The sequence below is a fragment of the Photobacterium rosenbergii genome, from assembly GCF_003026455.1.
Classification (GTDB): Bacteria; Pseudomonadota; Gammaproteobacteria; order Enterobacterales; family Vibrionaceae; genus Photobacterium; species Photobacterium rosenbergii.
The window spans coordinates 547839-560489 of the sequence record NZ_PYMB01000001.1; the positions used below are offsets into that span (position 1 = coordinate 547839).

The 12651-nt window shown below is 43.9% G+C and carries 9 protein-coding genes; 4 read left to right on the top strand and 5 right to left on the bottom strand.

The window, feature by feature from the left end; genetic code table 11:
- Positions 1-52 precede the first annotated feature (52 nt).
- The gene (gene nagZ, locus C9J01_RS02705; protein WP_107296556.1) at positions 53-1057 is read right to left on the bottom strand and encodes a beta-N-acetylhexosaminidase; all 1005 of its coding nucleotides are present in this window, start codon (positions 1055-1057) and stop codon (positions 53-55) included.
- A gap of 408 nt (positions 1058-1465) precedes the next feature.
- Here nagZ and C9J01_RS02710 point away from each other — a divergent pair, with 408 nt between their 5' ends.
- On the top strand, positions 1466-1945 hold the full coding sequence (locus tag C9J01_RS02710) for a DUF1097 domain-containing protein (protein WP_107296557.1): 480 nt from the start codon (positions 1466-1468) through the stop codon (positions 1943-1945).
- Positions 1946-2008: 63 nt separating this feature from the next.
- On the opposite strand, the gene C9J01_RS02715 is transcribed toward C9J01_RS02710, so the two are convergent.
- Complete coding sequence (locus C9J01_RS02715; RefSeq protein ID WP_107296558.1) at positions 2009-2962, bottom strand: precorrin-2 dehydrogenase/sirohydrochlorin ferrochelatase family protein; 954 nt, start codon at positions 2960-2962, stop codon at positions 2009-2011.
- A 335-nt stretch (positions 2963-3297) separates the two neighbouring features.
- On the opposite strand from C9J01_RS02715, the gene C9J01_RS02720 reads away from it, so the two are divergent.
- Together C9J01_RS02720 and C9J01_RS02725 are read left to right on the top strand one after the other, a co-directional pair.
- Entirely contained in the window at positions 3298-4419 is a 1122-nt protein-coding gene (locus tag C9J01_RS02720) for an efflux RND transporter periplasmic adaptor subunit (RefSeq protein ID WP_107296559.1), read from the top strand.
- A gap of 2 nt (positions 4420-4421) precedes the next feature.
- Positions 4422-7574, top strand: coding sequence for an efflux RND transporter permease subunit (locus tag C9J01_RS02725; RefSeq protein WP_107296560.1), 3153 nt, complete (start codon positions 4422-4424; stop codon positions 7572-7574).
- A gap of 92 nt (positions 7575-7666) precedes the next feature.
- Here C9J01_RS02725 and C9J01_RS02730 read toward each other — a convergent pair whose 3' ends face one another.
- Complete coding sequence (locus C9J01_RS02730) at positions 7667-8830, bottom strand: S1 family peptidase (protein WP_107296561.1); 1164 nt, start codon at positions 8828-8830, stop codon at positions 7667-7669.
- Positions 8831-9144: 314 nt separating this feature from the next.
- The gene (locus C9J01_RS02735; protein WP_107296562.1) at positions 9145-10266 is read right to left on the bottom strand and encodes a S1 family peptidase; all 1122 of its coding nucleotides are present in this window, start codon (positions 10264-10266) and stop codon (positions 9145-9147) included.
- Positions 10267-10592: 326 nt separating this feature from the next.
- On the opposite strand from C9J01_RS02735, the gene C9J01_RS02740 reads away from it, so the two are divergent.
- The gene (locus C9J01_RS02740; protein WP_107296563.1) at positions 10593-11417 is read left to right on the top strand and encodes a DUF5718 family protein; all 825 of its coding nucleotides are present in this window, start codon (positions 10593-10595) and stop codon (positions 11415-11417) included.
- Between the two features lie 84 nt (positions 11418-11501).
- Here C9J01_RS02740 and C9J01_RS02745 read toward each other — a convergent pair whose 3' ends face one another.
- The gene (locus tag C9J01_RS02745) at positions 11502-12494 is read right to left on the bottom strand and encodes a lipid A deacylase LpxR family protein (RefSeq protein WP_107296564.1); all 993 of its coding nucleotides are present in this window, start codon (positions 12492-12494) and stop codon (positions 11502-11504) included.
- Positions 12495-12651 lie beyond the last annotated feature (157 nt).

Here is a 12651-nt window from a genome sequence, read left to right on the forward strand (position 1 = left end):
CTTAGAGAGGTTTGAATATATAGGGCGATTTTTGTATCTAATAAACAAGCGGTTAAGCTTGCTTATCTAACCATTCATTACGCAAGCGAGTGATACGCTTCTCTGTTTCTTGCCATTTTGATGTCTTAATCAAGTCCCGGTACTCACCTGTTGGTTTTTTACAGAGTGATTCAAGTAAAGGAACTTGTGTTTGAGGTAAGCCATCCAACGCTTCAACGGCACCTTCACGGTTGTTACAGAGCATGACCATATCGCACCCAGCCTGCTGGGCTGCTAGAGCCCTTTCGCTATAGCTGCCGAGAACATCCGCACCTTTCATATTCAAGTCATCGGAAAAGACGACACCTTTGAATCCCATATCTTCACGAAGCACTTGTTTAAGCCAGTAATTCGAACCACTTGCCGGGGAACCATCATAATGATCAAAAATAACATGCGCTGGCATCATGGCATCAAGAAGTTTAGCGTCGATCAGTGACTGGAATACCGTCATATCATGTTGTTTGATGTTATCGCGTGAATCGACAGGCGTTTCATGATGGGAGTCTGCGATAACACCGCCATGGCCAGGGAAGTGTTTACCCGTAGCAGCCATACCGGCCAGTTTCATGCCTTTGATAAACTCAGAAGCGTATTGGATAACCTGCTGAGGATCATCTGAAAATGCTCTATCTCCAATCGCTTTGCAGTCAAAGCCAAGGTCTAATACTGGAGCGAGGCTGAGGTCGATATCCATAGCTAATAGTTCCGCCGCCATTAGCCAGCCACCATCATAAGCTAAAGATTTACCTTCATTACTTTGAGCAAAGGCTTTAGCTGGTGGAAGTAATGTAAACTCTTCACGGAAGCGTTGAACACGGCCACCTTCTTGATCGACAGCAATAAGGAGAGGGCGCTTTGCTGTATTTCGGATATCTTTTGTCAATGCGCGAAGTTGTTCACGATCATGATAGTTACGAGCGAAAAAAATAATACCACCGACGGTAGGGTGTTGGATGATCTCGCGATCTTCTGCATCTAGCTCATAGCCAGCTACATCAAGCATCAGAGGGCCCATGAATTCTCCTTACGGAATTTATCTAATAATTACAACCAGATAATTATGCCCTATATTCAGGGATTACCATACTAAACACGCTTAATTATAGAGAGATTTAGCTCACTATTAGCAAAGCTGGCCCTATTAGCTGAAATCAAACCTTCTTTTTCCCACAAAAAAGTGTGACCTGAAGTGTTTATTTTGTTTCTCATAGGAAACATTGAGTTTTGTAATGGATTTCATCGGAAGCTGAGGTTTTATTGTGATTTAAATAAACTATTGAATTTTAATTAAAATTAGTGGTGGGAAGTATTTGCTTTTAATGCAATTTGTTTTTGTTGCATTAAAAGTGTGATCGATGCCACTTTAATGCTTTCATTTGTTCCTTAAACTGTTTCCTTAACAGTCCAATTAAGGAAATGAATGATGTCTACCTTGGTCGCTATTGCTATTACAACTGGAATTCTCTCAGGGATATGGGGATGGGTTGCAGTATCACTTGGTTTGCTTAGTTGGGCAGGTTTTCTAGGCTGTACGGCATATTTTGCATCTCCAAAAGATGGGCCTAAGGGACTGTTGCTGAGTCTAGCGACCACTATGAGTGGTGTGTTTTGGGCTATGGTCATTATCCATCTCTCAACCTCCGTTGGGATTGAGATCATCGGCTATGTCATTACTGCTGTTGTCGCTTTCTTTATGTGTGTTCAGGCAAAACAAGCTTGGCTGAGCTTTATCCCTGGTACCTTTATCGGTTCTTGTGCAACATTTGCGGCTGCCGGAGATTGGCAGTTGGTCGTGCCTTCGCTAGTACTGGGTATTGTCTTTGGTTATACAATGAAAGCATCAGGTTTGTGGTTGCAGCAGAAGTTGGCTAAACCAGAGGGAAGCCTTGCGACAGCAGAATAAACGCCAGACTAATTTTGAAAAAAGCCGCATCAGCGGCTTTTTTCGCATGTGAATGTCGCAAGATTACAAGCTAGGGACGTAAAGACCGTTGAACGCTTTGATAAGTGGTTGCAATGAGTTTGCGGCCTCTGGCTTGGGGGCGAGAACACACACCCTCAGTCCTTCATCAAGTAATTGTTGCACTTGGGTCTTTAATGACTCTTCACTATACGGCTCTCGATCGGCATCTCGTCGGCACAAATCAACAAAAGCATCATCAGCGCCTTCCAACGAACCCACTTTACCGGGGTAGAGAACAAACTCGGCTTGCTGCATTAAGCGTAATGCTTTCAATGTCAGCATTTCAGTGTCTGTGCCTGTTTCTATCAAATACAAAGCTGCCTGAGGGGCATGTTTGGACTGAAGTAGTTCTACAAAGACACACTCAAGCTCTTCCTTTGTTTTGGCTTGTTCTACTGCTGGGTGACGGAAAAACAGTTCCCAGAACTTACGTCGCTCGTCAACGGTCGAATAGGTCTCTTTTATACGCTCTCTTTGCTCGCCAGCATAACCTGCAAGAAGTGAAAGGTTGTGCGGCAGTTGTGTTTCTAGTTTTTCTCGAAGGTAACGAACAAGAACGGGAGAGGCGCCTCCACTCGATACCGCAACTTGAATTGGGCTTCTATCGATCATGGAAGGGGTAATGAAGTCACAATACTCTTTATCATCGACTACATTTATCCAGATGCCTAGGTCTGTTGCATCCTTATGGACTTGATGATTCAGAGCAGGAATATCTGTTGTAGCCCAAACTTGATATGCACCTTCTAGATCACCTTTTTCGTAGGACTTATTTTTCCAATCAATATGACCATTGTTTACTAATGCGGCTAGATGGTTGTGAAGCTTGGGTGAAACAACAGTAATGGATGCGTCAGCTTTACGAAGTAAGTCTACTTTTCGGCAAGCAACTTCGCCTCCGCCTATAACTGTTACTTTTCTCTGATTAACAGAGAGGAAAATCGGGAAATAGTCCATATTAGATATTCTTTCTAGGTATATATGCTATCTCTAAGTCACTGACTTGTAGTGATATCTTTTTCTAGCTACTATGAAAACACAAAATTATAAGGTTTGAAATAATTTGAAACACTTGCTTGGTGAAAATGTTTCAATACACATAACTGTTCAGCTTGGATTAAAGGCATAATGCTAGTTTATGCGAACTATAATGTTAGTTTTTTTTGAAACCTTAAATAATCTCAACTTACTCTGATTTCACTAGAATGATTAGCCATTTAGCGATAGCCTGAGTAACTGAATATAACAAATTTTAAGCGTAGTTTTTACATAAATTTAAGATGGTCGGCAATATGAATAAAAAACTTATGTTAGCGACACTGATAAGCGCTAGTCTGCTTGTTGGTTGTGGCGATAAGTCGTCTGGTCCAGCAGGGGGAATGGTTCCGCTAGTTGCAGTTCAGCCTGTTACTGTGATCGATTACCAACAGGGCAAGCAATTTGTTGGTAGGACTGAAGCTTTAGAAGATGTGGCCATCACAGCTCAAGTTTCAGGCTACCTTAAATCACGTTCGTTTAATGAGGGTGAAACAGTTGAAAAAGGGCAAGTGCTATTTGAAATTGAACCTGCCGCCTATGAGGCTCGTGTAGCAAGTGCTGTGGCTGCTATTGCCCAAGCTGAAGCAACATTGGAGCGCGCGAATCTAGACTGGAAACGTGGTCAGAACCTTTTGCCTCGGGGCAGTATTAGCCAATCTGAATTTGACCGCCTAACCGCAGAAAAGCTAAGTGCTGAAGCGCAGGTTAAATCAGCCAATGCGCAGTTGAAGTCTGCAGAAGTTGATTTGTCATTTACTAAGATCACCGCTCCATTTACAGGCCGTATCAGTGATAGCAAGGCCAGTATTGGTGATCTTGTTTCGCCAAGCTCAGGTGTATTGACCACTTTGGTTAGCCTTGACCCAATGCAAGCCTCTTTTAACGTGAGTGAACGTGAACGTCTGAATCTTGGCATCGACAGCTTAGACGGTGCAGGCGAAGGGCAGGGCGATGTTGAAGTTGTATTGACGCTAACTAATGGCAAAGAATATAGCGAATTGGGTAAGGTTGACTTTATTGGTAACCGTATCGATCTTCAGACCGGTACTATTGCAATGCGCGCTAGCTTTGCCAACCCAGAGCAGTCTCTGCTTCCAGGTCAGCATGTTCAAGTATTCCTACGTGAGAAAGAGCCTGTCAAACGTATCGTGATCCCACGCCGTGCTGTTCAGAGTGACCTAGAAGGCGATTTTGTCATGGTTCTAGCTGAAGGTAATGTGGCTGAGCGCCGCAATGTTGTTCTTGGTCCTCAGACCGAGCACGGTATCATCATCGCGGAAGGTATCAACGATGATGACGTTGTAATGACCAAAGGTCTTCAGCGTGTCCGTAACGGTGTGACAGTAAGAGTTGAAGAAACAGGGGCGCAAGAGTAATCATGCTGAGTCGCTTTTTTATCCAGCGTCCCAAGTTCGCGCTGGTCATTTCGATTATTCTAACACTGGCGGGTGCGATAGCCGTACTTAACCTGCCTGTGGCTGAATATCCCAAAATCAGTCCGCCATCCGTTGGTGTAACAGCCTTCTACTCTGGTGCAAGTGCTGAAACCGTTGAAGAGGCGATAGCCGACCCAATTGAAGCATCGGTCAATGGTGTAGAAAACATGATTTACATGTCTTCTAAGAGTGCCAACGATGGTTCATATAACTTGAACGTGACTTTTGATATCGGTACAGACCCCGATATGGCACAGGTTAACGTTCAGAACCGTGTTTCTCAAATCGAGTCCAAGCTGCCTGCTGAAGTACGTATGGTTGGTGTGACGGTTAAGAAACGTTCGCCTGACTTGTTGATGGTACTTAACTTCTACTCGCCTGATGGTAGGTATGATGACCAGTTCCTGATCAACTACATTAACTTGAATGTTAAAGATCAGTTGGCGCGTGTTACGGGTATCAGTGAGGTTAATGTTATCGGTGGTGGCGAATACGCAATGCGTGTTTGGCTAAACCCTGAGAAAATGGCCAACCTTAACCTAACGACGTCTGATGTTAATGCTGCACTCGCTGAGCAGAACGTTCAGGTAGCTGCTGGTCAGGTCGGTGCCGCACCTTACAACAATCCTCAGGAAGTGCAGTTCAACCTGGTAACTAAAGGTCGACTAGAGACTGTTGAAGAATTCGAGAACGTGGTTCTGCGTGCTAACAACGACGGTTCTATGGTTTACCTTAAGGATGTCGCGCGTGTTGAACTAGGTAAGAAGTTCTACAGCGGTAACGGTATGTTCCGTGGCCAGGATGCTTCTATCGTTGCACTAAACCTTCAGTCTGATGCCAACGCACTGGAAAGTGGCCAAGCGGTCATGGACTTACTTGAGCGTTTGAGTGTCGACTTCCCTGAGGGCATGGAGTACGAGACCAGTTACGATACAACCCTTTTCGTTGCCGAATCTATCAAAGGTGTTGTGGTTACCTTGATCCAGGCAATCTTGCTGGTAATCGCTGTAACCTACATGTTCCTAGGTAGCGTACGCTCGACCTTGATCCCGGTTGTTGCGATTCCAGTATCGCTTATTGGTACTTTCGCGATTATGCTGGCTGCTGGGTTTACCATTAACACCGTTACCTTGTTCGGTTTGATACTGGCCATCGGCATCGTGGTGGATGATGCGATTCTGGTTATCGAACAGGTCGATACCAATATGAAACGCGACCCAAGCCTGACGCCTGCGAAAGCTACGCTTATTGCGATGAAGGAAGTAACAGGTCCGATTGTGACCTCAACATTGGTACTTCTAGCGGTATTCGTACCTGTAGCCATGCTGCCAGGCATCACCGGCATCATGTATCGCCAATTCGCACTAACGATTTGTATCTCGGTAATCATTTCTTCTATCAACGCATTGACACTTTCTCCGGCACTCTGTTCTTTGGTGCTGAAGCAAGGTGGTGACAACACAGCTCGTTGGTTTGAAGTCTTTAACCGTGGTCTTGATAAGGTAACGATGAAGTACGGCGCTATTGCTGGCTTCATGGTACGTAAAGTTGCTTTGCTTGTGACCTTCTTCGTACTTGCTGTAGGTGCGGTAACCTTCCTGTCGAAAACAACGTCTACGGCGTTTGTACCGACGGAAGATAAGGGTATCTTGCTGGTAAACGTTCAGCTACCTGACTCGGCTTCTCTATCTCGTACTGAAGAAACAACTGAAAAACTTCAGGAGATCCTTGCCGACGAACCGGGTATTGAAGGTATTACCGTTGCAAACGGTTATGCATTCATGACAGGTGCCGCTGCCTCAAACGGTGCTTCCCTGTTCATTAAGTTGAAAGAGTGGGATGAGCGAAATGCAATGGAAGGGGATCACTCATCTTTTGCTATTTCGAACCGTGTAAATGGTCGTGCGGCAATGGAGCTTCCTGAAGCGATTGTCTTTGCAATGGGTGCTCCAGCGGTTCCGGGTATGGGTGCGGCTGATGGTTTCGAGTTTGTGCTTGAAGATACCTTGGGCCGAAGCCGAACAGATCTTGCAAATGTCATGGGTGAAATGATTCAGGCGGCTAACCAGCAACCTGAGATCCAATTTACCTTTAGTACATTCCGTGCAAACGTACCTCACTACTACATTGATGTTGACCGTGTTAAAGCCAAGCAACTGGGTATTCCACTAACGGAAATCTTCCAGACGCTACAGGGTAACCTTGGCTCAATGTATGTGAATGACTTTACTCTATACGGTAAGAACTTCCGTGTAACCGTTCAGGCTGACAGTGACTACCGTGATGGTCTAGATGCTTTGCAGCGCTTCCACGTACGTTCAGCATCTGGTGAGATGATCCCGCTAAGTACCATTACGACGGTTGAGCAGGTATTTGAACCAGACGTTGCATGGCGTTACAACATGTACCGTTCTGCGGTTATTCAGGGTAGTCCAGCGCCGGGTTACTCAAGTGGTGACGCAATCGCAGCCATGGAGCGTGTAGCAGCAGAAGTTCTTCCTCAGGGCTACCAGTACGAATGGACCGGTATGGCTTACCAGGAAGTTAAAGCGGGTAACCAAGCAATCTATGCTTTCGCACTAGCACTTGTGTTTATTTACCTGTTCATGGTGGCCCAGTACGAGAGTTGGAGTATTCCTCTGGCAATCATCTTGGTAGTACCGGTGGCGACCTTGGGTTCATTCTTGGCGCTAGCATTGACCGGCACGCCGTTGAACTTGTATGCGCAGATCGGTTTGGTTCTCTTGATTGCACTTGCAGCTAAGAACGCCATCCTGATTGTTGAGTTCGCTAAGATTGAGCGTGAAGAGAAAGAGTTGGATATCGAGCAAGCTGCAGTACGTGGTGGTAAGCTTCGTTTCCGTGCGGTAAACATGACGTCTTGGTCGTTTATCCTCGGTATTCTACCTCTGATCTTTGCTAATGGTGCAGGTCACATCAGCCAGAACTCGTTGGGTATTTCCCTAACCGGTGGACTGCTATGTGTGTTGTTGGCAGGTACCTTCTTAATCCCTGGCTTCTTCGCACTGGTACAGCGTCGCCGTGAGAAATTCCATGGTGGTTCAACTAAGTTGATTCCGCTTGATGATGAGTAACGCTGTAGCGTAATGCTAAGTATCAGGTAAAGAAAAAGCTCCCAGATGGGAGCTTTTTTTATGTGCCAATGAAGCTCTAATTACTTCATTGATTATTTATAGTTGCGGCGAAGCAAGGCAAGGGCAGCCAAGCTGACTAGGCCAGATAGCGGTAGGCTACCGCCGCCTGACCCGCCTTTGTTAGAACCGCTTTGGGTGCTGGTGCCTTCGTTACCTTTACTGTCAGGTTTGTCTTCTTTAACTACCTTAAATGGATCCACAGTGAAAGTTGAAGTTTGGACTTCACTTAAATTTAAATCAGTATTAGCTTCTATCCACTTGTAATAGCTAGATAACTCTGTGTATAAACCGTTTTGTTGTGCTCCAGCTAGGCCTTCTTGCTTTAATTTACAGGTTGGTCCATTACTGGTGACACCAATCACTCGAAGACCTAAGTCTGAGTCACTCAAATTATTAGGGTTCTGCCATACCAATGGCCCACCTGAGTCACCACCACATACGTCTTTTTTTATCGCAGGGCTGTTACTATCAGCGCAAACAAAATGGGATTGTTGCGGATCGAACTGATAACCGGTATTGCACTGGCTAATAGGAATACCACCAAGCTTTACAATCCTCAGGTTGTTAGGTGTCTTGTATTCAGGTTCTGAGCTACCCCAACCAGAGGCAATGAGGTTAGCTTTTGAATAAGCACCTGTATTCCATGTGTTTTGGAATTCCTGGTTAATGGCGGTTTGTTCTTCAGGAGTCGCTATTTTAATCGGTTTAGCTAATCCGTTTTCTAGGAATGAACGATTAACCCTAAGCAAGGCGATATCATTGTCTGCTTTAAAGATTGGCTCTTCAGCACCTACGTAGCCCTTATGATAGATCTTTTCTACAATGGTGAACTTGAATCTAGGGTCAATATTCTTTGCGTCCTGAGTTGTGTTTTTTATTATATTGGTACCAGCAATCAAGGTGTTACCAATAAAAGCAACAGGAGTAAGATCATGTTTAACTACGCAGTGAGCTGCTGTTACTGCCCAGAATTCACTGATGATAACAGCACCACAAGCTGACATTGCTGCCGAATAATCACTGCTATCAGATTCTGCAAGCATCGAAGCTTGCCAAGGAGCGATTAAGTTTTCGGATAGGGTCGTGGCATCTTGACCATTCAAAACTCGTGTCTGCACTTGCGCAGTGTCTGCAAGCGAAGAAAAGCTAGCTGTACTTGCCAGTAACAATGCAATTGGGGCTAATGTTTTGTTCATAAAATCCTAGAATCGTTGTTTTCTACTTATGGTGAATCAGAAATATAACCACCTGTTTTATATTTCGGTTATTTATCAAAATAATTAAACAGTGTTTTTAATGGCGATGATACTAATCGATTTCTCTGATGGCTCCAATCAAAAAATTGCTTTGCATGATAAGTTTTGTTCTGCCTTGAAGTGAAATTATGAAGTATTGTTGAATTTAAATTCTATTGGGTGGTTATAATGCCAAATAAAATAAGGCCCCACTACTACTGGAAGTGGGGCCTTATGCAATTCTGATTTTATGAAAATACTGGTTATTGTCAGAACTATTTTTTGGTTCTTCTACACAAACCAAGCACGAATAAACCTAATAACCCGGACACGGGTAAGCTACCACCGCCTGACCCGCCAGAGCTAGAGCCTGTTTTATTTTGTGGGTCGCTTACTTTTACAAATGGGTCAACGATGAAGGTTGGGGTGGTTTGTGAAGCGAGGTCTAAGCCTGTTCTCGATTCAATCCATTCGTAATATGAGGCAAGCTCGGTATAAAGCCCGTTTAACTGGGCATTAGGGTTACCTGCTTCTTTTTCTTTGCAGCTTGGACCATTACTTGTGACGCCAATAACTCGCAGACCAAAATCGCTTTCATTGATTTTTAAAGGATCTTGCCAAATAAGTGGTCCGCCAGAGTCACCGCCACACACGTCTTTTTTGATGGCTGGGCTATTGCTGTCGGCACAAACAAAGTGTGACTCATCAGAAAAGTCGTAGAAATCTGCCTGACAGTGCTCCATAGGAATTCCACCAAGTTTTACGACTCGTAACTCATCTGGCTGTTCAAAGTCAGGCTCAGTATACCCCCAGCCAGAAGCAATTAGGTTTGCCTTGGAATAACCTGCTGGGTTCCATGTTTGGTCGAATTGCGTTTTTGCGTCACTTTGCTCGTCCGGCGTTGCGATCTTGATAGGTTTAGCAACACTATAAAGTGACTCTTTGACTTTAATTAATGCAATGTCGTTATCGGCTTTGAATTTAAAAGAAGAGTCTGTTGAGTAATGTTCATGAGTGATGAATTTCTCAATTTCAAACTTATACATTTCATCGATGCTATCGGCATTAGAATTCCTGTTATCAATTGCCGTTGTGCCTGCAACTAATGAATCTCCAAGCCAATAATGCTCTAAGCCATTTTCATCTAAGATACAATGTGCTGCAGTAACAGCCCAATATTCACTAATGACAACCGCTCCACATGAAGAGTTGGATTTACCGAATATGTCCGGTTTACTTAACAAGGCTGCCTGCCACGGAATTAATAGATCAGAAGAGAGTTTACTCGCTTCTTCACCATTAAGTATTTTGGTGCTGATCTGTGGTTCTTCGGCAAAAGTGGGTGCTGTGAATGCAACTGCCAGAGCTAGCGCAACTGGGGTGATTTGATTCTTCATAAGATCCTTTTATTGTTCTTTTTATGCGTAGTCAATGATTTACCATCAAGTGATGATTCGTGGTGAATTATTACTCAACATACTTCCTGTACATTAATGTACATTGTTTTTATAAAGGGTATGTTAATGACTTTCTTTTATTATTCCAATCAAAAAATTGCTTCGTGTGATATTGGTCATTGCATTCATGTCTCTGGTCAATTAATTAAGGCTAAAAAAGGAGAATTTTGATCTAATGCAAACCCTTGTCATCTACTGTTCGTGATTGTTGGTGTAGCACGTTATACTGCTGTCTGATATTGAGTAATAACAAAGAGTTGCAGTTTATGACTTACAAGCACGTTATTGGTTTTGGGGTAGCAGGTAACTTTGCTGGTCACCTAGAACAAGCCGGTGAAGATAAAGATTTTTTAGCGGTTGAAGTGAAAGAGGCGGTACAGCCTAAAGCCATTTTCCCGTTTTATGTCCCATCAGATAAAGCAGGTTTTTTATCAACCTATCCATTGTCTTCTGATGCGATTATTCCTCCTAATGATGCTGATAATCTGCAAATTGAACCTGAAGTCGCACTGATTTGTGATATCGAATATCAGGACAACAAAGTTGTTGCGATCAAGCCACAAGGCTTCGCTGCCTATAATGACTGCTCAATCCGCAAACCGAATGCGAAGAAGATCAGTGAGAAGAAAAACTGGGGGCCGAATACCAAAGGGATTTCATCTCAAGTGATCACGGTAGATAACCTCAGTGAGGGTGGCAAACTGGATAATTTCCGTATCGCGAGTTTCCACAAACGTGGCGAGACGACTTCCCGTTATGGTGAAGATAGTCCAGTGGTGGGTTATAGCTATTTCCATGAAAAGTTGCTGGATTGGATTGTTGACCGAATGAATAACCAGCAAGATGTTGGCCCGACAGAAAACATTGCTGGTTTCCTTGAAGGTGCAGAGTATCCGTCAAAGGCTGTTATCAGTATTGGTGCGACACGTTACACAGAATTTGGTGAGACCACATTCTTGAAGTCGGGTGATATCAGTATGGTCGTTGTTTACGACGGGACGGTTTATAGCCCTGAAGAGATAACAACGATGGCTGAAAAGCAGACATTTGAAGAGCAGGGTATCTCTGCCTTAGTTCAATCTGTCGCGTAATTTGAAATGAAAAAGCACTGTGAAAACAGTGCTTTTTGCTCACCCGGTGACAGGGTAACCCAAAAGGTTAAAGTGAGAGTGTGTTTAGAGTCGCCAGAATAGCTCTAATGAACCGTTGGAGTTTGAACGATGCTTGGCTTCTTTAAATTCTGCAGTATTCGTTGCAAAGCTTAGGCTAACACCCCATTTAGGTTGATAATAGATCCCACCAATGACAGCTGTTGCTTGCCAATGCTCAACTTTGGTATCAGGGACTTCACTCGGGCGGTCACCTTCGATGGTTATATCATTGAAACGGTATCGGCCTTCAATGCCTGTGAACAGAAAGTACCCTGATGAACTGGAGGATAGCACGCCGATATCAACGAAATTACCTGGAGAAAAGCCGGTAGTACCAAAGTTGCCTGCCAAATCTTTACCCCAACGGGCTACACCACCCACTGCTAATTCACTTTGATAATTACCTACGTTTATTCTGCCAACACCACTTAAATCATAATCATCAAGCCAATAAGCCTGCTTACGGGTAAGTAGACGATGGCCTTGATAGCCCAAGTTAAAAACTAGCGAATTTTCAATTTGGTAATCCCAGCCCATTGGTTCATCGGAACCAACAATGTCATGAATGAATTTTTGCCCTTGTTCGGCAAATGAATTGGGCCCAACAACACCCAGCATCAGGCTAAACTTATCGACAAAAGTAGGGGTGTATTGATAAGCACTGGTTTCTAAAAATAACAAGCCAGCATATGGACGTTCATTTTCAGGTGGTTCAACTGATTCAATATCTTCTGGTGTCCACATTTGTTGACCCAGAGTGAAGCTCCAGCCTTGCTTTACTCCTTCTTCAAGCGGTAAGTAACGACTAAGCTGTCGAATAGGTGTTGGGGCTGATTCTGTTAGATCCGACATGTAGGGAGAATTGTATTCGAGGAAAACACCATTAGTGTAATTTTGGTCGGTACCAACAATTCCATCATTGTCCATGGAAAAGGAAAAGCTGCCTGAGTTGTATGCCCATGCATTGGGAGCGAGTGCAGAAAGGCAAGCGAAAAAAACAGGAGTAATTTGTTTCATTGATAATCCTTTGGTACAACAGCAGGATGACTCTACAAAGTGGATGCGAACAACGTTGTTATTTAGTTGTTGTATAAAACGTCGTTTATCAGTAGGCGCTTTATATACGCTCACCCAATAATAAACTCATAATATCGAAAGGAAGAGATTTATCGCT